Source organism: Halobacillus sp. A5, from assembly GCF_024189315.1.
Lineage (GTDB): Bacteria > Bacillota > Bacilli > Bacillales > Halobacillaceae > Halobacillus_A.
On record NZ_JAIZEO010000004.1, the window covers coordinates 90,861 to 117,252 of the forward strand.

At 42.6% G+C, this 26,392-nt stretch carries 23 protein-coding genes; 7 read left to right on the forward strand and 16 right to left on the reverse strand.

Annotated features, from left to right (window positions below; translation table 11 throughout):
- Nucleotides 1-3: 3 nt before the first annotated feature.
- Complete coding sequence (locus tag LF822_RS15705; RefSeq protein WP_253925034.1) at nucleotides 4-228, reverse strand: hypothetical protein; 225 nt, start codon at nucleotides 226-228, stop codon at nucleotides 4-6.
- Nucleotides 229-427: 199 nt separating this feature from the next.
- Here LF822_RS15705 and LF822_RS15710 point away from each other — a divergent pair, with 199 nt between their 5' ends.
- Both LF822_RS15710 and LF822_RS15715 read left to right on the forward strand, forming a co-directional pair.
- Nucleotides 428-1,045: a superoxide dismutase family protein gene (locus LF822_RS15710; protein WP_253925035.1), complete on the forward strand. Its 618-nt coding sequence runs from the start codon at nucleotides 428-430 to the stop codon at nucleotides 1,043-1,045.
- A 705-nt stretch (nucleotides 1,046-1,750) separates the two neighbouring features.
- The gene (locus tag LF822_RS15715; RefSeq protein WP_253925036.1) at nucleotides 1,751-2,392 is read left to right on the forward strand and encodes a BMQ_0737 family morphogenetic spore coat protein; all 642 of its coding nucleotides are present in this window, start codon (nucleotides 1,751-1,753) and stop codon (nucleotides 2,390-2,392) included.
- A gap of 51 nt (nucleotides 2,393-2,443) precedes the next feature.
- Here LF822_RS15715 and pseI read toward each other — a convergent pair whose 3' ends face one another.
- The 8 genes from pseI to LF822_RS15755 all read right to left on the reverse strand — a co-directional run bounded on the left by pseI (nucleotide 2,444) and on the right by LF822_RS15755 (nucleotide 11,854).
- Complete coding sequence (pseI, locus tag LF822_RS15720; protein WP_253925037.1) at nucleotides 2,444-3,490, reverse strand: pseudaminic acid synthase; 1,047 nt, start codon at nucleotides 3,488-3,490, stop codon at nucleotides 2,444-2,446.
- On the reverse strand, nucleotides 3,468-5,129 hold the full coding sequence (gene pseG / locus LF822_RS15725; protein ID WP_256522196.1) for a UDP-2,4-diacetamido-2,4,6-trideoxy-beta-L-altropyranose hydrolase: 1,662 nt from the start codon (nucleotides 5,127-5,129) through the stop codon (nucleotides 3,468-3,470). Before pseG ends, pseI begins: the two co-directional genes overlap by 23 nt.
- Before the next feature lie 26 nt (nucleotides 5,130-5,155).
- Nucleotides 5,156-5,887: a cytidylyltransferase domain-containing protein gene (locus LF822_RS15730; RefSeq protein WP_253925039.1), complete on the reverse strand. Its 732-nt coding sequence runs from the start codon at nucleotides 5,885-5,887 to the stop codon at nucleotides 5,156-5,158.
- Nucleotides 5,888-5,891: 4 nt separating this feature from the next.
- Complete coding sequence (gene pseC / locus LF822_RS15735) at nucleotides 5,892-7,088, reverse strand: UDP-4-amino-4,6-dideoxy-N-acetyl-beta-L-altrosamine transaminase (RefSeq protein WP_253925040.1); 1,197 nt, start codon at nucleotides 7,086-7,088, stop codon at nucleotides 5,892-5,894.
- A 13-nt stretch (nucleotides 7,089-7,101) separates the two neighbouring features.
- Nucleotides 7,102-8,046, reverse strand: coding sequence for an NAD-dependent epimerase/dehydratase family protein (locus LF822_RS15740; protein WP_253925041.1), 945 nt, complete (start codon nucleotides 8,044-8,046; stop codon nucleotides 7,102-7,104).
- 234 nt (nucleotides 8,047-8,280) lie between these two features.
- A complete protein-coding gene (locus LF822_RS15745; protein ID WP_253925042.1) occupies nucleotides 8,281-9,711 on the reverse strand; it encodes a capsular polysaccharide export protein, LipB/KpsS family in 1,431 nt (476 codons plus the stop codon).
- A 46-nt stretch (nucleotides 9,712-9,757) separates the two neighbouring features.
- Nucleotides 9,758-10,756 (reverse strand): SDR family NAD(P)-dependent oxidoreductase, encoded by a 999-nt coding sequence (locus tag LF822_RS15750; RefSeq protein WP_253925043.1) that lies wholly within the window; start codon nucleotides 10,754-10,756, stop codon nucleotides 9,758-9,760.
- Nucleotides 10,757-11,131: 375 nt separating this feature from the next.
- A complete protein-coding gene (locus LF822_RS15755) occupies nucleotides 11,132-11,854 on the reverse strand; it encodes a sulfotransferase family 2 domain-containing protein (protein WP_253925044.1) in 723 nt (240 codons plus the stop codon).
- 171 nt (nucleotides 11,855-12,025) lie between these two features.
- Here LF822_RS15755 and LF822_RS15760 point away from each other — a divergent pair, with 171 nt between their 5' ends.
- The 3 genes from LF822_RS15760 to sat are packed head-to-tail and all read left to right on the forward strand — an operon-like array spanning nucleotide 12,026 to nucleotide 15,026.
- Nucleotides 12,026-13,267 (forward strand): SLC13 family permease, encoded by a 1,242-nt coding sequence (locus tag LF822_RS15760; RefSeq protein ID WP_253925045.1) that lies wholly within the window; start codon nucleotides 12,026-12,028, stop codon nucleotides 13,265-13,267.
- Nucleotides 13,268-13,272: 5 nt separating this feature from the next.
- Nucleotides 13,273-13,875, forward strand: a complete 603-nt coding sequence (gene cysC / locus LF822_RS15765) for an adenylyl-sulfate kinase (protein WP_253925046.1) — start codon at nucleotides 13,273-13,275, stop codon at nucleotides 13,873-13,875.
- Between the two features lie 5 nt (nucleotides 13,876-13,880).
- A complete protein-coding gene (gene sat, locus LF822_RS15770; protein ID WP_253925047.1) occupies nucleotides 13,881-15,026 on the forward strand; it encodes a sulfate adenylyltransferase in 1,146 nt (381 codons plus the stop codon).
- 632 nt (nucleotides 15,027-15,658) lie between these two features.
- Here the strand turns inward: sat and LF822_RS15775 are convergent.
- Nucleotides 15,659-17,032, reverse strand: a complete 1,374-nt coding sequence (locus LF822_RS15775) for a hypothetical protein (RefSeq protein WP_253925048.1) — start codon at nucleotides 17,030-17,032, stop codon at nucleotides 15,659-15,661.
- A gap of 5 nt (nucleotides 17,033-17,037) precedes the next feature.
- Nucleotides 17,038-18,267: a surface carbohydrate biosynthesis protein gene (locus LF822_RS15780; protein WP_253925049.1), complete on the reverse strand. Its 1,230-nt coding sequence runs from the start codon at nucleotides 18,265-18,267 to the stop codon at nucleotides 17,038-17,040.
- A gap of 355 nt (nucleotides 18,268-18,622) precedes the next feature.
- Between LF822_RS15780 and LF822_RS15785 the strand changes: the two genes are divergently transcribed.
- Nucleotides 18,623-19,387 (forward strand): N-acetylmuramoyl-L-alanine amidase family protein, encoded by a 765-nt coding sequence (locus LF822_RS15785; RefSeq protein ID WP_253925050.1) that lies wholly within the window; start codon nucleotides 18,623-18,625, stop codon nucleotides 19,385-19,387.
- Between the two features lie 142 nt (nucleotides 19,388-19,529).
- On the opposite strand, the gene LF822_RS15790 is transcribed toward LF822_RS15785, so the two are convergent.
- Nucleotides 19,530-20,507: a ring-cleaving dioxygenase gene (locus LF822_RS15790; RefSeq protein ID WP_253925051.1), complete on the reverse strand. Its 978-nt coding sequence runs from the start codon at nucleotides 20,505-20,507 to the stop codon at nucleotides 19,530-19,532.
- Between the two features lie 149 nt (nucleotides 20,508-20,656).
- On the opposite strand from LF822_RS15790, the gene yfkAB reads away from it, so the two are divergent.
- Nucleotides 20,657-21,784 (forward strand): radical SAM/CxCxxxxC motif protein YfkAB, encoded by a 1,128-nt coding sequence (gene yfkAB / locus LF822_RS15795; RefSeq protein WP_253925052.1) that lies wholly within the window; start codon nucleotides 20,657-20,659, stop codon nucleotides 21,782-21,784.
- A 126-nt stretch (nucleotides 21,785-21,910) separates the two neighbouring features.
- Here yfkAB and LF822_RS15800 read toward each other — a convergent pair whose 3' ends face one another.
- From LF822_RS15800 to cysI, 4 genes are all read right to left on the reverse strand, one after another.
- The gene (locus tag LF822_RS15800; RefSeq protein WP_253925053.1) at nucleotides 21,911-22,621 is read right to left on the reverse strand and encodes a DUF459 domain-containing protein; all 711 of its coding nucleotides are present in this window, start codon (nucleotides 22,619-22,621) and stop codon (nucleotides 21,911-21,913) included.
- Between the two features lie 119 nt (nucleotides 22,622-22,740).
- Nucleotides 22,741-23,457: a hypothetical protein gene (locus tag LF822_RS15805; protein WP_253925054.1), complete on the reverse strand. Its 717-nt coding sequence runs from the start codon at nucleotides 23,455-23,457 to the stop codon at nucleotides 22,741-22,743.
- A gap of 13 nt (nucleotides 23,458-23,470) precedes the next feature.
- Nucleotides 23,471-24,574, reverse strand: a complete 1,104-nt coding sequence (locus LF822_RS15810) for a polysaccharide pyruvyl transferase family protein (RefSeq protein WP_253925055.1) — start codon at nucleotides 24,572-24,574, stop codon at nucleotides 23,471-23,473.
- Between the two features lie 97 nt (nucleotides 24,575-24,671).
- Nucleotides 24,672-26,381: an assimilatory sulfite reductase (NADPH) hemoprotein subunit gene (cysI, locus tag LF822_RS15815; protein WP_253925056.1), complete on the reverse strand. Its 1,710-nt coding sequence runs from the start codon at nucleotides 26,379-26,381 to the stop codon at nucleotides 24,672-24,674.
- Nucleotides 26,382-26,392 lie beyond the last annotated feature (11 nt).

Consider the following 26,392-nt stretch of genomic DNA (forward strand, 5'->3'; position numbering starts at 1 on the left):
CCGCTACGAAGCCCCTCTTTTCTTCTTGGAAGTCAGTGGGTATGCCGACAGTATATTTTCTTTATGAAATGTTCTTACCTGCTGCTTTGAATAACAAAAAGCAAGAATACGCAGCTCATGGCATTCAAGAACTCTTATTACTCTTTGGGAGATCATTTCGTCTGAGGAAAAATAAATGATTTCTATCTTTTCTTTACTCTTCCTGGCTTTCTCCAAAAGCTTCTCCACGTTCGTTCACTCCTCTTATCATTAATTACCGAACATTTGTTCTTATTATATGTAATGTAGTACTTACTATTCAATAGAAATGTTTCCCATTACCCTGGATTAGGTCCATCGAATGAAATCCACTTTTTTCCGTTTACTTTGCTTCTTTCCAGTAAACAACAAAGGTATAGAAGTGAATTTATATAAGGGGTGAAAATTCATGAAAAAAGAGATCTTTTTATTGCTGGCTGCGACCTTACTAATTTTCTTAGTGTCCTGCGGAGAGGATGAAGAGAAAACGGATGCGCCCGATACAGGGGATAATCAAACTTCAACAGAAGAAGAATCTAACAGTGAAGAAATAGAGGAGGATAGCGAGACAGAAAATATTACGGCTGACATCATGAATGGTGATGGAGATGAAGTAGGTACAGCTGAGCTGATCGAGCAGGAAGATGGAGTATATATGCACCTTGAAGCCTCAGACTTACCTGAAGGAGAGCACGGTTTCCATATTCATGAAAGCGGGCTCTGCGAGGGACCTGACTTTGAATCAGCTGGCGATCATTTCAACCCTTCCGACAGCAGTCATGGCACAGAATCTGAGGATGGACCTCATGCTGGTGACCTGCCTAATATTGAAGTAAGTGAAGACGGCACTGTGGAACAGGAGGTTACAGCAGAGAATGTTACACTCACTAGTGGGGAGGATCACTCCTTATTGGATGAAGATGGTACAGCCTTAGTTATTCACGCAGAAGCTGATGATCATGAGTCACAGCCTGCAGGAGATGCCGGCGCACGTATTGCATGCGGTATTATAAGTGATGAAGATTAATCCGCTCTAGAAAAGCCGTTTCAGCCTCCCTCAAGTCCGTAAATAGGCCGGAACAAAGCAATGAGTGTCCTCTTATTAAAGAGATAATGACCAATAAATCAAAAATCTATAAAATGCAGCGTAGTCAACTTACAAGGGGCAGCAAGATTCCCTCTCAGGAAAGCGGTCCTTGCTTTTTTGAGCGATCCGCTGAAAAGCGAAGTATTTTGACGAAGCGATGACCATTAAATACAAAAAGACCCGGTCAATTCAAAATTGACCGGGTCTTTTTGTAATGACTTTCGTTGTTTTTTATTTCTTTATGAGCAAGGACATGTTCACTTACATAGTAATAGAAGAGGTGATTCAGCGGCAAGTCATAACCAAACTTTATCGTCCATGACTCACTGATGACAAGGTATACGTAATGGATAGTGAGGTGAACAGCAATCCTTTAGAGGTTACTTATTATCCGACTTAGAAGACAGTCCGAGTCGAGGGAGGAATTTATTGTGCAAGGGTTTAAAAAGAATCTACTCCTTCACTATAACTACCAAACAGGTCTGTTTACAGCCGCTGAAGAAAATATCCAGTAAATAATGAGCTCTGCCCATTCTATTTTTTCGAATAAATTCTGAAATCTATGCGCTATCACTATACCATCCTGCAAGTGTAAACATATGCTACGAGTGTAACATATCTTATAATTCCGGAGGTGCTTATTAGATGCAAGCAAAAAATTTAAGCGGTGGTCAAGAACTTCTTTGTGTCAATGTAGATAAGGTTTATGATTGGGTGGTAAATGAGGCTTCATTCGACATTAATATCGTAGATGAAGATTTACCAGAAGGATTAGACTGTGATGATTTCGACCCTGCGGATGTAACTTGTACAGTTACTCCTGAAGATGTAGACATTTTGTCGCGTGAAGACCGCACGTTCATCATCGACGGTGTAGAAACAACTTTACAACTAGTTTCTATCCGCAAAAACTTTACTGTCACCCTAACTATTCCGACAACTATTAACGGTGACGAAGAAGTAGAATTAGACTTTTCCCGCTGCGAACAAGTTGTTCTCTGCGCTCCAGCAGGTACAGAAATTGATGTAACATACACAGACACAGACTGTTTTGTATGTACATTCGACTGTGATCCTGGTGATACAGACACAGATCCAACTTTCGACGCGTCAATCACTGTTAACCTTTGCCAAAGCATTCAGTCTACGTTCCCTGTAACAGTTGAACTAATTACTGAATTCTGCGAGCCAAGAGACATCCTGCCTACTCCTTGCCCGTCTCCTGTTAGACCACCACAATGTCCAGTGGTATTCCCTAACAACGGTAACGGCAACGGCGGCGAATAATAGTTCTGTGAAAAAGAGGAAGCGATGCTTTCTCTTTTTCTTTATTTATGATTACATTAAATCCCATGATAACGGGGTACCTGCTTTAATAAATTTCGACGCTCTTTTACCGAGTAGAATGTCGTAATACTTCGGCGGAAGTCCAAAACCCGGCCTTATTGCTTTTACATTCTCCTTTGAAAATAGCTCCCCTTTGTTTATATCTTTTACTACATAGAGTGAGCGTCGGTATTTTTGTGAGGAAGCTTCACTTTTAGTGGGGCCGTACGTAATTGAACCGAGTGCAAGCCACGCTCTTTTTGTTTCATCCACTAACCCTTTGAATTCATGAGGCTCCATAGAGAAAGTGGCATCTACTCCCCCGTCCCTTCGGGAGAGAGTGAAGTGCTTCTCGATAACTGTGGCTCCTAATGCAACTGCTGCCACAGCCACCCCGGTGCCCGTCGTGTGGTCTGACAATCCAACCTGACATTGAAATAATTCCTTCATGTGTGGAATCGTACTTATATTCGTATTCGCAGGCGAGGCTGGATAGGTACTCGTGCATTTTAATAGAATTACATCTTTACACCCCTCCGATTCGGCTGTTCTTACGGCTTCATCTATTTCAGCAGCTGTTGCCAAACCTGTTGATATGATCATCGGCTTGCCCGTCTGCGCCACCTTTTTAATCAGTGGTAGATCTGTATTTTCAAAGGAGGCTATTTTATAACAAGGGACATTCAGTTTTTCTAAAAAATCCACCGCCGTCTCATCAAACGGGGAACTAAAACCAATCATTCCTAGCTCCCGGCATCTGTTAAAAATCGGAGCATGCCACTCCCAAGGCGTGTATGCTTTTTGGTAAAGTTGATAAAGCGACTGGTCCTTCCATTGTCGATCCCCGCTTATAACGAAGTCCTTATTGGAGAGATTCAGCGTCATTGTATCTGCCGTATAGGTTTGAAGCTTTAACGCATGAGCCCCTGCTTTTGCAGCAGCTTCTACAATTTCCAGAGCACGGCTGAGCGACTGATTATGGTTCCCGGACATTTCAGCTATGATCAAGGGAGGAGCCTCCGCACCGACTTTACGATTATGAAGATGAAAGCTGTTCATGCTCTCCCCCTCCTAAAGATTTGATAATACGCTTTTTCGCCTCAAACCATGTATCTTTAAAATGAGCCATAGGAATGACATCCACATACTGCCCATTCTTTATTGTATGATTCATGAATCGTCCTTCTTCAACAAATCCCAATTTTTTATGATATTGTAAACTCTTTTGATTCGTAACCAACACTTCTGCACAAACTTTGTACATATTCTGCTGTTCGAATATAAACGCTAACGCAAGCAGCCCCAGCACCGTCCCGGAGCCCCCGGGCGCTGATTGTTCTCCTATATAAAACCCCCAAAAGCATTTATTGTGATGCCGGTCAATCTTTGAAAAGTTCACGAGACCGATAGGCTGCTTCTTATAATAGAGCAGCTGGACATTAGTCGCGGCATCGTTATTCACTCTATCAAACCATTGTTTATGTTCTTCCATTGTAATTGTATGATCCGTATACATCGCTTCACGGATCGCTTCTGAGTTTCTCCACCTAAGTACAACGGGCAGCTCTTTCTCTGATAATTTTTTTAACTCAAATTCTCTTACATTTACCATTCCAGACGCCCCCTCCAGCATATGCCGAACGACTGAACCTCCTTTAATTTTCCCCCCCACCCGCTCAGCAGCTTCTGACATCTTTCTTAATTGAGCTTCATTTCCAAGAAAAAACGATACACCCTGCGCTATATCGTTTGCCGTAACGTCCTCACTCGTTCCTAAGCAGACGACAGCCCCCTTCTCTTCCATTAATGATAGAATATCGGCTTGATTTGAAGCGGTTTGAATCGTGAGTGCAGGCAGCCCTAGCATACACCGTTCCCAGGTGGAAGTCCCTCCTGCCCCAAGAGCAAGGTCAGCTTTCCTCATTAAATCAGCCATGTAATTAATTTGGCAGTGAAAATGATAACTTGGGTTTGTAAGGCAAATGTGTTTTATTTCATCAATACGCGGGTTGCTTGCCCCTGCCACAATGTCCACCCTTATCTCTGCTAGGTTTAATTGTTTTAATGCCGCTAATGCTTTTATCGTTTCATTGGTTGGATCTGTCCCTCCAAATGAAATGAGCAGCCGTTTTACATTGCCGCTACGCCTCTCTGCCATTGCCTTTGCTCTGATGAACTCTTCCCGCACGATCATATGGTCTGGTCCCAGCAGCTTGATTGTCTGCTCCGGCACTAAATGATCATAACGGGTAAGGTAGTTTTTATACAGATTCTGGTCGACTAATAAATCACACTCATGTTCTCTATCTGCTAAATCGTCGATTACGATGAGCCTCTTCGAGAACTCCCGCATCCCCTGCTCCCACTTCTTACCTAACGCATAGTGATCGACTAAGAACCAATCCACATCCCTGTGATGCGCTTGAAGAACGGCCGCCGTATGCCTTAAATCGGCTTTATAATCGACTTCCAGCCAGGAGGAATATGGAATGGATGGATCTTTATTAAAATGTTCCTCTACAGGGAACGGCAAAGGATATACAGGAAACTGCTGGTCCTTTATATACTGGATCATATTCCCTTTTAAAAGCCTGCAGATAAAGGAGACGTGTGCTCCTGCTTTTCTTAACTGATGAGCCAGTGTCAGACATCTCATTACATGCCCTGATCCTATTTCTATTGAGGCGTCCGTTCGCATTACTACTTCAATAGGACTTCACACTCTCAAGTTTTTTTTTGATCGATATGACTATTAATAAGAGCCCACTCTGGATACTGTTTAACGACTTCCAAAGCGTCCTCAAAGGTGAAATGGGGATTATTAGGATATAAATGACTAATCATACGCTTCATTAATTGAAAATCTTCATGTGTATCCACAGTCCATCGATGGTGGCTTTCATCCTGCTTTAACCTCACACTGCATATTGAAAATTCATCAGGGTGATGATGTATATAAGAGGTGACATGCTCCCGCTCAGAAAGCGAACGGGCCTCGTCAAAGCAGCGCTTTAAAGCCGGCATGGACAGTACTTCCGTGTCCATACCCCGCGGGTACGTACGTGCGACGGTATTGGATGCATATTTGCAGGTTCCTTTATGTTTGGTAAATGCCTGAATAACCTGATCAATCACTGCTGCATCAATGATTGGACAATCAGAGGTGAGCCGCACGATCACATCTGCCCCATAGTATTGAGCCGCTTCAAAATAACGGCTGAGTACATCCTGCTCTGAGCCGCGATACACTTGAATGGAGTGATTTTGAGCAAACTCTGCAAGCACGTCATCTTCAGGCTTCGTTGTTGTGGCGATAATAATTTCATCCAATAAAGCCGACATCCGTATTCTTTCCAGTTGAAAATCAAGCAAAGGTCTATCCATTACACGTTTTAATACTTTTCCAGGCAGCCGGGTTGAACCCATGCGTGCCTGAATAATGGCTGTCACTTTCATCGTTTCACCCCGCATAATAGGAGATTACTTTCTTCACGGCTTTTATGACGTCCTTAACATCAGATTTCGTCATGGAGGGAAACAATGGAAGTGTAATCATAGTCTCGTATAGATCCTCTGCTGCCGGGCAGAGGCCTCTCTCATAACCAAGCCGGCGGTAATAGGGCTGCCAATATACAGGAATGTAATGAACGTTCACTCCTATATTTTCTTTTAGAAGCGCCTCAAACACCTCCCTGCGCGAGCCCATAAGACGTTCGAGCTTTAATCGAAGAATGTATAGGTGCCAGCTGGATTCACAGCCTGCTCTCAGCTTGGGAGAGATTAATTCGTTAACATCTTGAAAAGCTTTTGTGTACATCTCTGCGTATTTCTTTCTTTTTGCGATAAACTGATCTAATTTATTAAGCTGACTGTGCCCTAAAGCAGCTTGTATATCTGTCATTCGATAGTTATAGCCGAGAGATTGCATTTCGTAATACCACGGCCCGTGAGATGCTTCTGTAAACTGTTCAGCATGCCGGGTAACGCCATGACTTCTAAACTGCAGAAGCTTCTCATAGTAGTCTTTACGATTGGTCGTAATAATGCCTCCCTCGCCCGTTGTCACATGTTTGACAGGATGAAAGCTGAACATTGTCATATCACTCAGTGCTCCGACATCCCTGCCTTTATACCTGGCCCCTAAAGCATGAGCTGCATCTTCTATGACAGGAATGTTATGACCTTTTGCAATCGATAAAATATCATCGTAAGCGGCCGGCTGCCCGGTAAAATCTATGGGAATAATTGCTTTTGTTTTTTCAGTTATTAATGATTGGATAGAGGAGGGAGAAATATTGTACGTATTCGGATCAATATCTGCAAATACAGGCATAGCGTCCATATAAAGAGCACAGTTCGCACTTGCAAGAAATGTCATCGGGCTTGTAATCACTTCATCATTTTTCTTTATACCTGCTGCAAAGCAAGCTCCATGAAGAGCGGCTGTTCCACTGGAGAAAGCTACAGAATAGTTCGCACCTACATAATCGCTGATCTTCTGCTCAAACTTATCAATCTCCGGGCCGGTTGTTAAAAAGTCACTCTTTAACACATTAACTACATTTCTTATATCATCCTCATCAATGAATTGTTTTCCATAAGGGAGGTAGCTGTCCCTTACCGGCTTTCCTCCGTGAAGTGCTAGCTTTTTCGCCATGATGAATCCCTCATTAAATCAATTTCGTGGTTTTAATCCACTCTTCTGTCCGTGCGATTCCATCTTCTAAATTAAATACCGGCTTCCACCCAAGCAGCTTGGAAGCTTTATCATAGTTACATAGAAGCTTTTGAATTTCACTCTGCGGGTGGATATGTTCAACGTGCTGTATTTTCGTCACATCCTTAACGATTAAGCTGGCCAAGTCGTTAACCGATATGTCACGGCCGAGACCGGCATTTAGAATTTCTCCATTTGCTTTATCGTTGTACCCTGCTTCTACTACAAATTGAGCACAATCCTCTACGTACAACAGGTCTCTCGTCTGAGTTCCATCCCCATAAATGCGAAGCGTTCTGCCCTCTAATTTGTTTTTTATAAAAATAGCGACGACGCCGCCTTCTCCACCCGTCTTCTGGTACGGTCCATACGTATTGAATGGTCGAACGACAACTGTCGGCATCCCATAAGCAAAGAAGTAGGAAAGCACCATGTTCTCTGCGGCAATCTTCGCCCCTGCATAGGGGGAGGCTGGTTTAACCGGATCGGTCTCTTTTATTCCTGCCGGGGTAGCCGCCCGGTCATAGACCATGCCTGTACTCATAAACACCATTTTGACGTTATGTTTTTTACACTCTTCCAATACGTTAAAAGTACCCAGCGTATCATTATCAAAAGTAGTCTTAGGATCATCAATACTGTCTTGAACATTAATACTTGCTCCAAGGTGATAACAACAGTCGAATCCCTTTAAAAAAAGATCCTTTAACAAAGTGGTATCTTTAATGTCTCCCTGAATAAATTCTTTAAAATTTTTGCGGCTCAAATATTCCTCCACGTTTTCAATCCGTCCGTTGGATAAATCATCCAGCACCCAGACTTCATGACCATCGTCGAGCAGTTTCTTAACGACCCATCTCCCAATAAATCCTGCACCGCCGGTTACTAGTACATTCAAATCTTCATCTCCCTCCTTTATCCCTTCAGACCAATACTATTAAAGTAAAAGAGAGAATATTCTTAAGAACATCTGTTAAAGATCATCTTATTTTCTTAACCAGACATCAATATTTAGAGGTGCAGGTAGAAACAAGTGTCTGGGCGCTGGAGCTGGATGTCACTCTTTTAAAAAAGAGATCCACAGTTTGGGATTTTATAATTGACCACGAAAAAACCGGCGAATCATCGCCGGTTACTTCGTTAATCGATCAATAAGCTGTAACAGCCGCTTCCCGGACAGCTGTTTCGTATTATAAGCAGTAGATAAGAACTTCTCCCTCATTTTTTTCTCATAATTCTCCATTTGAGGATCAGTAAAATAACGCAGGACGATGTTGGCCAGCTTTGAAGGATTATCATGTGTCAAACCGCCTAAACCATAATAATAACCGGTATGCCCTGGAAAATGTTCACTTAAAATAAATACAGGCTTTCCAGACAACATAGCCTCTAGTCCTACGGTGGAGGAATATACGACTACAGCATCAACATTGTGAAGTATGTCGTACAAAGAGTAATTTTGAGTAGGCAGAGCTTCCGGTACATCTTTAGTCAGTTGATGAGGCTGTGAACCTGGGAAGTCTTTTATGAGGATATTAGCATTTCCCTTTTTAGCTAATGCCTGCACCAATACCTTCCAGCGCTGCAGATCCTTATTCCCCCTCACTACTACTAGTACGGTTTTCTTGGAAGGATCTAACCCGAGATTGGTAACGAACTCGTTTTTGCTGACTGGCTTATTTAACGTAATTTGATCAAATCGAGGATGACCTATAATTTCTACAGCTTGATCGGCAATTCCTTTCTGCTTATACCACACTTTTTCAAAGGTTCCATAAACCGCATCCACTGTTGCTATCTTTGGCAGATACCCAAATTCACTTGATATGATTCCATGCTGCATGCAGATGGACGTAACCCCTTGTTTAGCAGCTACTATGGCAAGTGTCCGGCTTTCAGGGTAGTGGGTGGACGCTACGATGACGCAGGAAACGGGTTCACTGCGAAACAGTCTGCTCGCTTGTTCAATCCGGTGAATAATTTTTTCCAGCTGCATTAAGAATATGGTTTGAAACTTTTTATCGCTGAACAATGGGTGGTTCGGGAATGCTTTAAATATTTTCTTCGCCTGCCTGTGTGTTTCGGTTACTGCAGCTTCTAAAGTACTTGACTGACTCTTATATTCATCAAAATAATGGACAGGAATATTTCCATCCTTCTCCTTTCTTACATATCCTTTATCTCTTGGAGGTTTTTTTCTATCTTTAATAATAAGTGATGTAGAAGGTGAAAAATATTTGTTCAAAATAGGCGTGGGAAAACGAATTAAATTGTAAACATCGTGAATAATCACTTTTCCCTTTTTATTTTTATTTGGCCGGCTGCTCGTGTGTTTTTTTATGAAACGATTGAAACGACTTTGAATCTCCGCATTGCTTTCCACTTTATTATTGAGTAAAAGAGTAAAAGAGTCCTGATCGAGATTATTCATTAAAGGGGCTTTCTTAATTAAGCTTCGATAATGACAAAGGTAAGGCAGAGAATACCCTTTGTACGTGATCCCTTCAAACCGGTCCAGAAAATCTAAATAAAGAGACCAGTAATTTCTTTCATATGTGTTCAACTTGCTGCCTCCTTTCCGCTTTCATCCTAAAACTTGTCTAACCTTATTAAAGTATATTTTCATTTTTCAACAGCTGTTTTATCTCTTCGTATGATATTGGTGATTGGTCAATGGAGCTGTATGTTTTATGCTGTGCCGGGGCTGCATTCTGATAGAAGCTCTCCTTCTTTCCAGGCAGGACATACATATCAGGAAGCTCCCAGGCAGACAGTGATTCATCAAACGTCATCAGTTCTTCATACAGCTTTTCGCCTGGCCGTAACCCGACCTCACGGACATATACATTCTTTTTGTTGATTTGGCAAGAGTGGCAGGTTTCTTCGATGATTAATGAGACGAGGTCCCCAAGTAAAATAACAGGCATTTTTAATATAAAAACTTCCCCGCCCCTGGCTTCCTTCAAGGCTTTAATCGTAAGTTCAGTTGCCTGGGTGAGAGTCATCATGAACCGCGTCATCTTAGCATCCGTTACGTTGATTCGCTGCTGTTCGATAATCTGCTTCTTAAAGAGGGGAATGACGGAGCCCCTTGAGCCGATAACGTTGCCGAAGCGGACACTGGCAAAAGTGGTTTCCGCTTTTCCCTTTCGCAGTTCTGCAGACGTCATCAGTCTTTCAGCGATCAGCTTTGTTGCTCCATACGTATTAGTCGGTGAAATCGCTTTATCCGAGCTCGTAAATACTACTTTTTTTACGTTGTTAGCTAAGGCGGCGTTGATAACATGAGAGGTCCCCTTTACGTTAGTGAGTATCGCTTCCTGAGGGTTGGCTTCACATGAGCCGACATGCTTCATTGCGGCCAGGTGAAATACATAATCGACCCCGTTCATCGCCTGGGCGACTCTTTCGTAATCACGAACATCACCAAGCATAAAGGTAAGATCACTGTGATGGTCCCATTCATTCTGCATCTGAAACTGCTTATATTCATCTCTGCTGAAAATGATTACTTCGGCCGGGTCATCATTAAGCACATAGCGGACGATACTCTTTCCTATCGTTCCTGTCCCTCCAATAATTAAAATTCGTTTATTCTTGAAGTACACGTTAGCTCCTTCTTCCTTTTTAATCTCCAGTTCATCCTGCGGCCGTTTTCTTCGGAGTCTTCTATTAATCTTATAATAGCGGAGAACTGCTTCTCTACCTGTTCTATCGTATGCACTATGTAAGAATCGGTATGGTTTTAACGCTTAGGAAAAAAGCATTCTATAAAAATAGGCTCTGTTAATATTCTTTCATCATTATGAAAGAGAGAAAGGATCTCTTTTATTTTTTTATAAATGGCGCATGCGCCCTGATAGACAGGAAACGCATAACGGGAAGCGGGATGGCTTAGGACTAGAATGTCAGAGCGCTTGTGCCGAATGTTTTAACTTCAAGGCAAATCTTTTTCTAAACCAAAAAAAGGCAGGCTGCACGGCCTACCCTTTAGATATCTTCTTCCACACCTCCAGCGCCTGCTTCTGCTGATCACTCAACTTCACAAGTCTGTCTTCAAACTTTCTTCTAGCCTGTTTATAAAGGGCTTCATCATTGTGATTCAACCTCTTTATTTCCTTTATAATTTCCGGAGGAATTTCAGTAGATTTCGGCCGGTTTTGCGTCCTGTTAACCTGCTTAATCTTAAGTGTATCCTCCCATCCAAAGTGCTCTTTTAAGAAAAATAGAGATTCACTGAATCGTTCCGTAAATCCGACCTCGGTAAAATAATGATTCAAATTGTAATTGGCCATCTTCAAATTGTCAGGATCTCCTCCTGATAAATAACGAGTAGTTAAATTAACAGTGCGGTAGCGTATACTGCGGATATCTCTTTTGTGATACTGCTTATTCCTAATATTCTCATCCTTCATATAAGAGAGGAACTTTTGGAAGCTCATATTCTTCACTTGCTCATGCAGCGGATCGCGTTCGTAGCTGCGAATATAAAAGTAGGTCGAGATTACCCGCTCGACAGGATTCCGAAGTATTGTAAAGTATACAGTTGGTTTCTTTAATATTTTAAAATATTTGCCGTGCCATACGAGTATTTGTTCCTTCTGCTCCTCTAATATCTTCCACATCGTTTTACCGCCTGACTTAGGAATATGAAGAAAACAGATGAGTTCCTTCTGATCAATCTTCTCTTTATTAAAATGAATCAATTCTTCTCCCCCTTTACTTCGTTATGACTACGTTATTATAAGCACTTCTTATTTAAGATGTGTGGGAGATAGAGAAACTAATCTTCATGCACTCAACCATTTTCATAACCTTCTTCGATCTACCGCATATATTATTCATAATTGAATAGAAAAGAGGGTGAGTAATAGTAGATGCCTACAGCTTTTGTGACCCTCGTGTTAATAGGAATGTTTGTTGTACTCATTAAGCAATGGGCCTCCCCCGATATCACTCTGTTTGTAACGATGGCGGTCTTCCTGCTGTCAGGTATTATAACGATAGAAGAGGCATTCCGAGGCTTCTCTCACGTCAGCGTCATTATTATCGCTCTCCTTTTCATCATAGGACACAGCATATATAAAACTGGAATTCTCTTCTTTATACTGCAGCGGTGTCTGCAGCCCAACGACCGCCCCGCTGCACTTCTATGTAAAATAATGACACCCGTGGCGTTCATGTCAGCATTTATGAATAACACGCCGATCGTATCTATATTAACTCCTGAACTGAGCCATTGGGCTGTCAAAAACAACCTTCCTCCATCCAAGCTGCTTATCCCCCTCTCCTATGCAGCGATACTTGGCGGAACTATGACTTTATACGGTTCCTCTACTAATCTAATTGTTCATGGACTTTTAGTAGAGAATGGGCACGATGGCTTTTCCGTATTCGAGTTCGCTTTGATCGGAATTCCTCTTACTCTGGCAGGAGTGTTATATATGAGCTTGACCGGCAGAAAGCTTCTTCCCTCACGAAGGACCAGGTGCTCCATTAAAGAAAACACGGCAGTTAAAGAGAAATTGTCAAAGCGGCAGAGAGGGATCGTATTTTCCATAATAATAATTATGATCATACTGGTATCTCTTCACCTGGTTTCTTTAGTTAAAGCAGCATTAGCCGTTGTGATTATTCTCCTGGTGACAAAAATCTTACGAATGGAGGAAGCACGTAAGGCAGTAAGCGGAAGTGTCATTCTAATTATGGCATCAGCCATTGGTATCGGTACAGCCCTTGAAAATGCCGGAATAACAGCCTGGATTACGGATATGGTTTTGCACTCCTATCCTTTCATCGGTTTAGCCGGGGTCACGTTCCTATTATATTTAGCTACGATGATCCTTACAGAAATATCTCATAATATTGCCGCGGCCGTGCTTATGTTTCCTGTCGGTCTATCAGTCGCAAATTTAATCGGAGCTGATCCCGAATTGTTTGCCATGACTATTGCCATTTCAGCTTCATGCAGCTTTATGACGCCGATCGGCTACCAAACGAACATCATCGTATTCGAACCTGGAGGATATTTATTTAAAGATTTTAGTAAAGTCGGTTTTGGTTTAAGCCTTATTTGCGCTTTATGTACTGTTGGAATTGTATTACTTATCTGGAGGTGATCTAAATGAACGAACATATTCAGTGGCATAACACATCCTTAACAAAGATTGACCGACAAACAGCAAAAGGACATAGAAGCTTCATCGTCTGGCTGACTGGTTTATCAGGGTCTGGCAAGTCAACGCTGGCAAATTTAGTCGAGCAAAAGTTATTCAATGAAGGGGTGCACACCTACTTATTAGATGGGGATAATCTTCGGCACGGCATTAATCATAACTTAGGATTCAGTGAAGAAGACCGAAAAGAGAACATTCGAAGAATCTCAGAAATAGGAAAGCTTTTTGTAGATGCCGGAGTTGTAATATTTGCAGCAGCGATTTCCCCCTACGAAGAAGAACGTGCAGCCGCACGCAGCCGGTTTGAAGAGGGGGAATTTATCGAAGTATACGTCCAGTGTACAGTCGAGGAGTGTGAGAAGCGTGATCCTAAAGGACTTTATCAGAAAGCTCGTGCCGGTGAAATTAAAAATTTCACAGGAATCTCACAGACCTACGAGCCGCCCGGCAGTCCCGAAGTGATCATTAATACAGCAGATCAATCCATTAAAGAATCTGTAGAAGAGCTTACCCGCTTTTTGTTAACCAAATTAAATGAAGAAAGGAGCTAGCCTGCATGACACAAAGTACTCCTCATGGAGGCAGGCTTGTCCACAAAGTTGACCTGTCTTACGACTATCGTTCCATTCAAAAGAGTTTAGAAATAGATGAGATGGCATTATCTGACCTTGAATTAATTGCAACAGGCGCCTACAGCCCGTTGACCGGTTTTCTCGGTAAAGACGATTATCAGTCTGTTATTGAAAATATGAGACTGGCTGACGGACTGATCTGGAGTATTCCCATCACTCTCCCGGTAAGTGAGGAAGCCGCTGAACAAATTCATAGTGGAGAGCAGATAAAACTAACACATAATGGCGAAGTATACGGGATTATTCAAGTTACAGAAAAGTATAAGCCAGACAAACAATACGAAGCCGTACAAGTTTACAAAACAAACGATGTTCATCATCCCGGTGTAAAAAAGATGCTTTCCCGGCCGGACGTGTATGTAGCAGGACCAGTTACACTCGTTAAACACAGCCCACCACACGCTTTTTTTCCTGCTTATTACCAGACTCCAGCAGCAGTAAGGCAGGCTTTCAGCGAAAAGAACTGGAAGACGATAGTTGCTTTCCAAACGAGAAATCCGGTCCACAGGGCTCACGAGTATATTCAAAAGTGCGCGTTAGAAATGGTAGATGGTTTATTGCTTCATCCTCTTGTAGGAGAAACCAAGCCGGACGATATCCCGGCTCCTATCCGTATGAAAAGCTATCAAGTGCTCCTCCAACATTATTACCCTGCTGACCGCGTTTATTTAAGTGTATTTCCAGCGGCCATGCGTTATGCGGGACCGAGAGAAGCTATTTTTCACGCCCTCATTCGTAAAAATTACGGCTGCACCCACATCATTATCGGCCGTGATCACGCTGGTGTTGGAAGTTATTACGGTACTTATGATGCCCAGTATATTTTCTCTAATTTCACAGAGGATGAGCTCGGCATTCAGCCATTATTTTTTGAGCATGCCTTCTTCTGTTCAGTCTGTCAGCAAGTCACGACAAAAAAAACATGCCCCCATGAGTCATCAGAGCACGTTCATCTTTCTGGAACGAAGGTAAGAGAAATGCTGCGGGAAGGAATAATCCCGCCTGCAGCATTCAGTCGTAAAGAAGTGGTGGATTCACTGATTAAAGGATTAAATAAAGAGAAAAGCTAAGCCAGCGCGCTTACCCTTTCTCTTTTTTGTTTTTAATGCTGCTGTTGATAGTTACACGAACAACCAAAGCCCGAACCGTTTCATATCCTTCAATATACTCAGTTCTTTTATGTTAAGTGGGCTTGGACTGACTGTGAAACATAACTTATTCCCTTGGAACTCCGTCGTCCGGGGTCACACCTGACATTTCCCTCCTACAAGGCAGTCGAATAAACACCGCACGAAGGAATACACAGCATTTTCGAGGAATCTCATAATTTAGTAATGGAAACGCTGCTGAATAACAGGAGCAATGAATCTATCCAAAGCAAGTAAATTCTTTTTCCGCAGATGTTCTATATCTGAGCGTACTGGAAAGAACATTTTGTAAAGGGATGCTGGTTTAGACATTACAATAGGGCCGTGAGCCTGCATGTCAGATATGGCGGCTGGGGAACGGTGAGACTCCCGTGGGAGAAGGATCCAGGCTAGACCCCTTGAGGAGTGAAACGACTAAGGAGGCTTGCCGGTTCCCCCACAGGAAAGCGAATCGTTCCCCAGCCGCCCTTTAACTTACCTCTGCAACGGACCTGGGGTAATTCTTAATCTCCGGTAAATCGCCCGAGTGTTAAATATTTTATCAAACTCATAGTTTAACCGTTCATATTTTTAATGATGTGAAGAAGCTCATCTGTCGAAGTTCTCTCCTCCCCTGCAAGCGGATAATGATAACTCAGAAAATCTTTTTCGTTTATCAATAATTCCTTCAGTTTGTTTTTGTTCACATGGTTAAGCAGCTGTTTAACCAGCCTGCTCGGGCTCGAATATATACAGTTTTCAAATGCTTTAAAATACAACGGCGGATCTTCCCCAGGGATCGACCATATAAAAACCGGCCGGTCAGCAAGCAGAGATTCTAACACAACAGTTGAAGGATAGCTGACCACCACATCTGCCGCTTTAATTAAATCATACAAATGAATGCCGGACGCAATTCTTATCCCTGGAAATGCACCTTGTAATTTTCTTATTTCTTTTGGGCTGCCGCGTGATTTAATGATGAGCTGGAGATGAGATTGAGCATACAGCTGAGTAATTATTTCCCGCGGAACCTTCACCTCTTCATGATGATGAATAAATAAAACCGTTGTCTTACGAGGTTCTAATTTTAACTTTAATGGAGGATTATATTTCTTAGTAGTGATTTCGTCAAACCTCGGATGACCAGTCACCCTCACGTTTACTGAAGGGATCCCTTTCCTTAAATACCAATCATATTCATACTCCCCATAAACGGCCTGAACATGAGAAAGTACCGGCATGTAACCAAATTCAAGACCAATGATTCCGTGCTGCATACAAATAACAGGAATGTCCATTTTTCTCGCAGTTAAAGCTAACGCGCGGCTTTCACATGTGTTGGTAGTTCCCAAGAGTAAAACGCGGGGTTTTTCTTTTTTTATGACTTTTTCCGCGGCTGCTGACGCTTTTAGCAGCCGAGGCAGCTCTTCTATCAATCTTTTTTTAAAGGCCGGATATTTCATTAGTGGATGGCGAGAATATTTTTTGAAAATCTCATACCATTTTTCTTTAAAATGATCGATTCTATGTTCAATTTCATGCTCACTATCCTGGAGACTAATGATAGGCAGCCCTGTATTTTTCTTACGGTGACGTGATTTATTATTAATAATCACTGTCTCTCTTACCGGAAAACTTTTTAAAACAGAAGGAGGAAAACGCAGCAGGTGGTCATGTAAGGCAATTCTCCCCTTCCCCTCCTTCTTCATACTTTCGGGGAGGTATTCACCAAACAAAAGCTGTACCTCCTCTTCCGTTTCTATACAATGAATCATTCCATCCAGGGCAGGCTTATCTTTTAACTCGTTCTGCAGAATCGGGGTCTTTCTTATATGCTCATAAAATTGACTGAGCAGTACAATGGGATAGCCATGCGGAGCTTCATTAGAAAATAGTTTAAGATAATCAAAGTAGAGTGACCAATAGTTCGTCTCATAAGCCTTCAAATGGTTCACTTCCCTTTGGCTGTTAATTCAAATAAATTGTCTCCTGCAGGATGAATAATGATACCCGCGCTTTTGCCTTCAATTTCATCCAAACCTTTAAAGAATGATCGGATGACCTGTACCTTCAATGTAGAAAAACGGTGTCTAATATTTTTATTGCGTACATTGGGAATGACGACCGGCTCATAACGGGCTGATTTCACACGTAAATCTCGTAACAATGGCAGGATGCTCTCATGTGCACTCGGTTCTTCTTCATAATAGGCAGATAAAAAGCGTGTGCGCTTCGGCTTCGTTTTATGATTCACATAGTAAGCCGCTTCTTCGACTGAGTAAGCTTTAACTCCCGCATTGTTAGGCATCTCTACATCATACCTAGCGTCTATAAAAGGAACATACGTGACCACCGGAGTACCTAAAAGGGCAGCTTCAATACCGGTCGTACAGCCATTATGAATAACCAGGCGTGAAGCTTCGATCCACTCCGCAGAACCACCGTCATTGCGGACCATAACGTTCTTGCTCGAAGAGAACGCTTTTTGATAAGATGTTACATCTTCTGAGGGATGCGGTCTGATAATTATGTTTACATGAGGACAGCGGACACTCAGCTCTTTTACCATTGCCAAAAAAGCGTCATAAAGCTTCTTTATGTACGCTGTGGCCGAATGTTCTTCTACTTTCCTTCTGCCGCGAAAATGATTATACAAAGCAAATCTAGTATTGATTAAAATAAATTCACCATACTGTTTTCGAAGGGCTGTTGTTTTTTTCGAATACAGCGGGCGATACTTTTCCTTTAAAAGGTCAAAACGCGGATTCCCCGTTAGGTAACACCTTTTTTTAAAGTCAGGGTAAGCATTTACAATGACCTCCCGCTGATAATCTCCCCAGCAATACTCCTGAGCAATCATCGGCTGTAGACTCTCATTCATGCGCTCTGAAATATACATCTCTGGGTCATGAAATATGAACCCTTCCTCATCAAGCTCCACGATCTTGTGATTTGCTTTAGCTGCATTCATAATAACTCTCCGGCGATAACGCTGTGAGTATCCTTTGGAAAAAAAGATCCCCGGCGCCATGACGGCTGCTGCCTCTTCCACCATACGCTGCTCACCTAAGAGTACACGGTACCCTTCCTGAACCGCATAATATGAAAACAGCAGTTTGGCATCCAGCTCGCGAGCCTTGATTTCTATGGGCAGGTACAAATGCTTCCTTTCTGCCTTCACAAACATTCCCCTCTCATAATTTACTCCTATGTATAGCTTATTCGGTAACAGAAAAGGAAGACCTTAAACCACCAGATTATCCCTCTATCTTCACAAAGAGAAAAGTCCTTACTTATATAAAAAACCCCTCGAAAAATTACAAAAATATCCTGTTTTATTAGCCATTCGTTTCGTTTATTGTTGAAACGATTGAATTCCTTCCATGTATTGGTATGATAGTATGAAATTGAATTATAGGCTGCTAGATTGATAACTAAATAAAGAGAGGTGGATTATCATCCCATTAAAAAGCACATTAAAAGAGAATAAGAGTTTATTTTTTGTCCTAGCGTTTATAGTTGGTTTGGTGACGCTGTTGGGGGCAGTACCGGTAAGTGCCGAAGAAGGAACTGATTACCAGGTTGACGCTACATCCTTGAACGTAAGAAGTACTCCAAGCCTTGACAGTCCTATTATTGGTTCATTAGAAGATGGGTCGACCGTAACGGTACTAGAGGAAGACGGAAGCTGGTCGAGAATCGATTATAACGGGTATACAGGGTGGATATCTTCTGATTTCTTAACGGCATCAGAAACCCCGCTTGAAGGTGTTCGTATCACCCTTGATGCAGGTCACGGCGGAACGGACCCGGGAGCGATTGGAGCAGCCGGGACTTATGAGAAGGATGTTAACTTAAGCACCGCACAGCGTACATATGATGAACTAAGCGATGCAGGTGCTACTGTCAACATGACACGCTCAGGAGATCAATATGTTGATTTAGATGAACGAGTCAACATCAGCCATTCCTATGATTCAGATGCTTTTATCAGCCTTCATTATAATGCGAGCACTTATTCGAGCGCAGAGGGTATAAGCAGCTATTATTCAGATTCCAGCAAAGATCTTTTGTGGGCACGCTCCATGCAGGATCAGCTTGCCAGTAAAACGGACAGGCTGAATAACGGTGTCTTCCAGGAGGAATATCGAGTTGTCAAAGATAACCAAGCCCCCGCGGTATTAGTTGAACTAGGTTTTCTCTCAAACCCTGAGGAAGAAGAGGTTGTTCAAACTGAAAGCTATCAGTCCTTAGTAGCTGATGCCATTACCCAAGGTGCTATTGACTACTTCGACAATTAATCAGGTTAAACAAAATCCCCCGTCCGGTGTTCTGACCAGACGGGGGATTTCTTCTCTTTTTGAGATTTGTTAAAATCTCCTCGTGTCCTATTCCTTAATAAGCTACAGAAAATCAGGTTAATCAATTTACCTGATTACCGGCTTACTCTTTATTAAACTCCTTCGAGCTTCTTACCGTGTCAATCGGCCGCACTGCCTTCTCTATCTGCTCACGCTTAGGTTCAAGCATCGGCGGCAGGGAAAGCTTCTCTCCTAAGGTTTCATAAGGCTCATCCCCCATAAACCCCGGCCCGTCCGTTGCAAATTCGAATAAAATCTGAGGCGCTACATTCACATAAAGAGACTCGAAGTAATGACGATTGACATACCCGGAGGTCTTAAAACCAAAACGCGGCATCCGGTCAATCCATTCATCAAGCGCATTTCGATCCTCCACGCGAAAAGCCGCATGGTGAACAGTACCATACCCCTGTCTGGCCTGAGGAAGAATCGGGTTGGATTCAACAACTACCTGTGCTCCATTTCCTCCTTCACCGACCTCGAACAAATGAAGAGATCCTTCTTCCCCAATTTCTTTAAACAAGAGAACTTTCTCAAGCATTTCTTTAAAGTATTCAAAATTCTCTACACGAATATATAAAGGACCTAAACCGGTGATGGCATGTTGTAACGGTACAGGCCCCTTCTGCCATGGAGTGCCGGCAGCTGTACCCTGGTCATGTTCATCAGAAACGAGTTCATACGCTTGATCGTCAAAATCAACGAACGGCAGCACCTTTTTGCCAAAACGCTCTTGTATTCCTTTATGCTTTACGTCAAGCCGGTCTAAACGCTCTTTCCAGTAATCTATTGCTTCATCATCCGGCACCCGGAACGAAGTCTTAGCAATTTCATTCGTACCATGTAAACCTTTAGGGATACCCGGGAAATCAAAAAAAGTCATATCCGTCCCGGCGCTTCCTTTATCGTCAGCAAAAAATAAATGATAGGTTTGAATATCATCCTGATTGACTGTCTTCTTAACGAGACGCATTCCTAATACATAAGTGAAAAATTCATAGTTCTTCTCAGCGCTGCTTGTTATGGCAGTCACATGGTGAATCCCTTTTATTTCATTCATGTCCATTCCTCCATTTGGAATATTGCTGTTCTTTTTTTCATACTAACGCTAAACTATCTCAATTTCAAGATATTTTCCTCAGGATTAAATTAAAGGACGATCATGCTACAATGGAGGTACGTTTATAGCTAGAAAGGAAGTTTATCATCATGGATGTGACGAAATTAAATGCACTTTCCCCTTCCTATGACCCGTGGGAAGCTTATATGGATGTTGAAGAACATGGAGGAATGACGCTTTCCAATGTTGAATTTACAACTACGTACTTATGCAACATGCGCTGCGCCCACTGTGCGGTTGGTTACACGCTGCAAAATAAAGACCCTGACGCCCTGCCTATGGAGCTGTTGACGAAGAGACTGGATGAAATTGAACATCTTCGCACGCTCAGCATTACAGGGGGCGAGCCCATGCTCTCGAAGAAATCGGTGAGAGAGTATGTAGTTCCATTATTAAAATACGCCCACGAGCGCGGCGTCCGTACGCAAATCAACTCAAACTTAACGCTCCCCTACTCCCGCTATGAGGAAATCATTCCTTATTTAGATGTACTGCATATTTCTCATAACTGGGGAACTGTAGAGGAATTCGCTGAAACAGGATTTGCCCTCATGGACCGCAAGCCCGCCTTCAATAATCGGGCTGACTACTTCAAGCGTCTTGTTGAAAATAGTCAGGCGCTTTCTAAAGAAGGAGTGATGGTTTCAGCAGAGACTATGCTCAACAAACGTACTTTTCATCATTTGGAGAAAATTCACGATCACGTTCTCGAAATGGGATGTGCCCGTCACGAAATCCATCCAATGTATCCCGTGGATTTTGCTAGTAATTTAGAAACATTAACCTTAGAAGAAATGCGGGAAGGTATCCAGCGGCTTTTGAATCACCGCGATCCGAATACGTGGATGCTGTTCGGCACCCTGCCCTTTTATCCATGTAATCAGTCTCAAGAGGATTTAGAAATGCTGAGCAGGCTGGATGAAGCAAAGAATGTCACTGTTCGAAATGACCCTGATGGCCGCTCACGGCTGAATGTCAATATTTTTTCAGGGGAGATTATTGTAACCGACTTCGGAGATGAACCTTCATTAGGAAAAATTCAGGGTATTCCTCTCCCTGACGCTTTTCACAAATGGCTGGGTACTCAAACCGCCAAGTCTTTAAACTGCCACTGCCCGGCTGCGAAGTGCTTAGGTCCAAATTTGTTGGTAAAAAACACCTATTATCAAGATGTTGATTTCCAGCAGCGTGAAACGAAACTTACGTTACAACGATAAGAAAGCCGCGTTTTCGACTCAAACGAAAACGCGGCTTTTCTTTATTTACGTTTGTCTGTTACGTGCTGGTGAGCATAGCAGCGGAGTACGGTGTTAATAAATCATTAGTATAGTGTTTAACGAAAATTAAAAATCATATTCTTCTACAATTTTTTCGGTGATGAGATCATAACCCTTTTTATTTGGATGAAGGGCGTCGCTAAAGTATTCCATTGATTTCTCTTTAAATAAATCATTGGTCGAAATAAATTTAATTCCCTCATAATCGTCTACGATAGTCTGACTATTGTCATTCCAGGAGACGACTTCTTCTTCGATCTCTTCAGAATCAGGATAAGGATTATAGAGACCTAGAAACAATATCGGAGCATCTTCATTTTGATCACGGATTATTTTCAATATCTCTTTTAAATTATCTTCATAGTCTGCTTTACCCGCTTCTATATCCTTTTCACTAACGGATGTTAAATCTCCACCATTACTTTCTATTAAATCATTTGTACCAATAAACAGGATAAAGTAATCCGCGCTGGGCAGATCACTTTTCACATCTGTCTGCTGCACCTGCTTAAGCAGACCATTTGTCTGCTGATCAGGTATTCCGTAGTTTTCCACTTGAATTTCTGCATTTTTATTTTCGCTTAACAATTGTTCCATATTTTCAACATACCCATGCCCGGACTGATCCCCAATGCCGTACGTTAATGAATCACCAAGGGCAATCATTTTTTCATTATTCTCCGGAGAGGCATTCTTCGTTTGATTCCAGCTGACTAAACCCACACCTATGACGATGATAACAATTAAACCAGCTGTGTTTATGAGTGTTTTTTTCATGTTAGTTCCTCCTGAGAACTTAACTTACCCCTTTCTAAAGAGGACTAAACGAGCGGCAGTAAAATAAGATTTTTGATCCACCGTACGAGCTATTGTATTAATCTTAATACATCATGTTCTTATTTTCTGGGGAGTAACCCAATTGCCTTCGCCTTTTCCCTTCCATTACTTTTAAAATACAATTGAAATATACGGCGGGCTGTTTCCTTATCGTAGATTCCATTTTCCACTTGGGGCCAGGAGTCTATATCTTTCATAGTAACCATCCGGTTGTGGCCTTTTTGTACTTTTACTCGTATCTCTTTCTGATTCATTACAGCCAACGCAGCGATCCGGTGCTGACCAGCCGATATAATAAACCGGTATTCACCAGGCTTTTTCAAGAAATAACCTCGAATATAGCCGTCTTTATACATAGCCGGACGATACCCGTTTTCTTTTAATGCTTTGTATACTGTATGAATTCTGCGAAGCTCTATTTCCCCAAATCTATACTGGTTTGGTCCAAAATGCTGATGATTCCCCTCCTTAATTTTCATTGTCCGTTTCCAAGGTAAAGGCGGCCAGCCTTTTGGACTCAACTTTTGATTCTTAGCACCTTGATAAAATAAACACTCCATCAGTGACGCCGGCTGATAGTGCATATAGAACTGGTAAAGAAGGGAATCTTTGTACGCTAAACGTTTAGTTGAATCAAGCTGCTTCATCGTCTCACATAAATAATGCCATCCTTCTTTCTTATACGAGAAGCCCTGCCAGTCCCTGCATTTATCGATTGGTACTTCTACAATAGGAGAAGTATGGTTTATAGCTTCTTCTCCTTTAGGCACTTTCATAGCCTCTCCCCTTTTATGGCAGCTGCTGAATAAGCGGCTTCATTTGATTGTGCCACAGATTATCAATCTTTCTTAAAGAATTCTTTGTAATGGGGTAGCCCCTGGCGTTTTCCTGCTTAAACATTTCAATGGCTTTAACTATATTGGGTTCATTTTCTTTATGTTTATACATCGTTTCTTTACTGAATGTGATGCATTCCCCGGCTTTTTCCCACGTAGCCTTTGATGCTGCCGAATAACCTAAGCCGTTTACGGTTATTAAGTGCCCCATGCCTCTTCCGTCTTCAGCAATCAACAAACTTGGTTTTCTTTTTCGTAAAAACCAAATGTGCCCGTGGAGCCTAAAGCCTATATGGACATCCACCTTCTGATAGAAGCTTAGCTTCTCCGCTCCTCCGGACAAGTCTTTAATCTGAACTTCATTTGTATCCCACTCAGGATCGATCAGACTGGACAGCTTCCCATAATAGCCATGAAACGTTAAATAGACAGTACAGGCAAACTCCCTTTTTAGTTGAAGAGCCAGCTGATAGCATGCAGGCCAATGATGCTGGTTATGGGGCAGGGACACTGCTATACTTTGTATCTTTTTTGGAATATTGAGAGGCCGTCCGATAGATTTTGTATCGAATAGTGCACAGTCTCCAGTAGTTCCATAACAAGGAATACCATTGTTCTTCAAAAGGACCTCTGTCATAAAGTCTCTGCATGAGACGCTCCCGTTATCTCCCGTAATCGCTGTTAACTGTGCTTTTTCCTCCTTAGTCAGCCGCTGATTCTTTGCCTGCTTTAAAGAACCGGGGTACGTCCCCCACCCTGAACCCACCGCGTAAAAAGGAATATTATGCTTGATTGCCATCTCCAAAATCATTGCACGGGCAGGGGGGAGCGTTCTGCTTCCTTGAACAGTCGGCCGCATAGCCGGAGCAATGACCGCGTGGTACTTCTCAATATCTCTTATGTCTTTAATAGAATGATCCACTAAACTAAAAACATCAAATCCTGCCTGTTTGCCCTTCACTCTGGTAAGAAGTCTAATTAAACTTTTACTTATCAGGTCATCTCCTGAATTTCTTGAACCTGTATATCCGAAGGTAGATAAAATAAGATAAGGCATTGGCTCCCCCCTTTTAAAAGAAGCACTATTATTTATATGCGGTACTCAGGAAATAAAAAACCCCCAGATACCTTTGTCAGGTCCTGGAGGAATCTAATCAGCTATGAAATTCAACACCATCGGGAACAGCTTCTACGTAACCCGCACGGATTACATAATCACCGAAATGTTCCTGATCTTCTTTTTCCCTGGCGAATTTTTGCAGCATTGGTTTTAATTCTTGTAAAATTTCTTCCTCGCCTATATTCTCGCGATACAATTTGTTAAGGCGGTCTCCTCTAAAGCCGGCACCTAAATACATGTTATACTTTCCGGGAGCTTTGCCGATAAAGCCGATTTCTCCTAAAGCGGGACGTGAGCAGCCATTTGGACATCCGGACATGCGAATGATAATTTCCTCATCGCGGATGCCGGACTCATCTAAGATGTCCTCCACCTTATCGATTAAAGATGGCAGATAACGTTCGGATTCAGCCATCGCAAGTCCACAGGTTGGAAAGGCTACACAAGCCATGGAATTCTGTCTTAACGCTGAATTATGCTTGCCATCTGTCAACCCGTACTGGCTGACGAGCTTCTCGATCTGCTCTTTATCCTCTTCTGCGACGTTTGAAATAATTAGATTCTGGTTTGGCGTCAACCTGAAATCACCTTGATGGACCTTGGCAATCTCACGCAGCCCTGTCATCATCGGGTAGTCTTCTGAATCTTTCACGCGCCCATTTTGAATAAATAAAGTGAGGTGCCATTTCCCATCGCCTTTAACCCAGCCGTAGCGGTCACCGTTATGGTCAAACGTGTAAGGACGTTCTTCTTCAATATCCCATCCCAGCCGGGCATTAAGCTCTTGTCTGATCCAATCCAGTCCTTTTCGGTCAATCGTATATTTAAAGCGGGCATTCTTCCGCTCTGAACGGTTTCCGTAATCCCGTTGTATCGTTAAAATTTTCTCGGCTACTTCGAGAGTCTGGTCCGGTCTGCAGAAACCGAGCACTTTAGCCAGTTGGGGATAAGTATTGGTATCCCCGTGAGTCATCCCCATTCCGCCGCCAACCGTTACATTAAAGCCTTGCAGTTTACCATCTTCTAAAACCGCAATAAACCCTAAATCCTGAGAGAAAATATCAACATCGTTCGAAGGAGGAACGGCCACACCGATTTTAAACTTCCTCGGTAAATAAAGAGGGCCGTAAATAGGTTCAGTTTCCTCTCTGCTGTCGAGAACTTTCTCTTCGTCCAGCCAAATCTCGTGATAAGCTCTTGTGCGAGGCAGTAAGTGGTCACTAATTTGCTTCGACCACTCGTATACCTCTGCGTGAATGTCAGACTGGTAGGGGTTTGCATTACACATTACATTACGATTCACGTCGCCGCAGGCGGCAATGGTATCCATGAGCGCATCGTTCATGCCCTGGATCGTCTTTTTCATATTCCATTTTAAAACCCCGTGAAGCTGGAAGGTCTGGCGCGTTGTTAATTTAAGCGTGCCGTTGCCATTCGTGTGTGCAAGTTCATCCATTTTCAGCCATTGCTCTGGAGAAGCAACCCCTCCAGCTAATCGTACACGGATCATAAATTGATAATTCGGCTCAAGCTTCTGCTGCTTGCGTTCATTTCGTACGTCACGATCATCCTGCATGTAGCTTCCATGAAACTTAAGAAGCTTCGTCTGCTCATCAGGGATTCCCGCACTTAAACGTTCAGCAAAGCTTTCGACGAGAGAGCCTCTTAAATAGTCACTCTCGTCTTTTATTTTTTCCATGTCACTCGGAGGACCGTGCTGTTCTGGAAATCTATTGTTCGTCATGATCTATCCCC

What these genes read in the sequence shown, in the direction of transcription:
- LF822_RS15790 (WP_253925051.1), bottom strand. Translation starts at nt 20,507, where the DNA reads ATGAATGAAATAAAAGGGATTCACCATGTGACTGCCATAACAAGCAGC.
- pseC (WP_253925040.1), bottom strand. Translation starts at nt 7,088, where the DNA reads ATGGCGAAAAAGCTAGCACTTCACGGAGGAAAGCCGGTAAGGGACAGC.
- pseG (WP_256522196.1), bottom strand. Translation starts at nt 5,129, where the DNA reads ATGCGAACGGACGCCTCAATAGAAATAGGATCAGGGCATGTAATGAGA.
- LF822_RS15715 (WP_253925036.1), top strand. Translation starts at nt 1,751, where the DNA reads ATGCAAGCAAAAAATTTAAGCGGTGGTCAAGAACTTCTTTGTGTCAAT.
- LF822_RS15760 (WP_253925045.1), top strand. Translation starts at nt 12,026, where the DNA reads ATGCCTACAGCTTTTGTGACCCTCGTGTTAATAGGAATGTTTGTTGTA.
- LF822_RS15800 (WP_253925053.1), bottom strand. Translation starts at nt 22,621, where the DNA reads ATGAAAAAAACACTCATAAACACAGCTGGTTTAATTGTTATCATCGTC.
- cysI (WP_253925056.1), bottom strand. Translation starts at nt 26,381, where the DNA reads ATGACGAACAATAGATTTCCAGAACAGCACGGTCCTCCGAGTGACATG.
- pseI (WP_253925037.1), bottom strand. Translation starts at nt 3,490, where the DNA reads ATGAACAGCTTTCATCTTCATAATCGTAAAGTCGGTGCGGAGGCTCCT.
- LF822_RS15805 (WP_253925054.1), bottom strand. Translation starts at nt 23,457, where the DNA reads ATGAAAGTGCCTAAAGGAGAAGAAGCTATAAACCATACTTCTCCTATT.
- yfkAB (WP_253925052.1), top strand. Translation starts at nt 20,657, where the DNA reads ATGGATGTGACGAAATTAAATGCACTTTCCCCTTCCTATGACCCGTGG.
- cysC (WP_253925046.1), top strand. Translation starts at nt 13,273, where the DNA reads ATGAACGAACATATTCAGTGGCATAACACATCCTTAACAAAGATTGAC.
- sat (WP_253925047.1), top strand. Translation starts at nt 13,881, where the DNA reads ATGACACAAAGTACTCCTCATGGAGGCAGGCTTGTCCACAAAGTTGAC.
- LF822_RS15730 (WP_253925039.1), bottom strand. Translation starts at nt 5,887, where the DNA reads ATGAAAGTGACAGCCATTATTCAGGCACGCATGGGTTCAACCCGGCTG.
- LF822_RS15710 (WP_253925035.1), top strand. Translation starts at nt 428, where the DNA reads ATGAAAAAAGAGATCTTTTTATTGCTGGCTGCGACCTTACTAATTTTC.
- LF822_RS15810 (WP_253925055.1), bottom strand. Translation starts at nt 24,574, where the DNA reads ATGCCTTATCTTATTTTATCTACCTTCGGATATACAGGTTCAAGAAAT.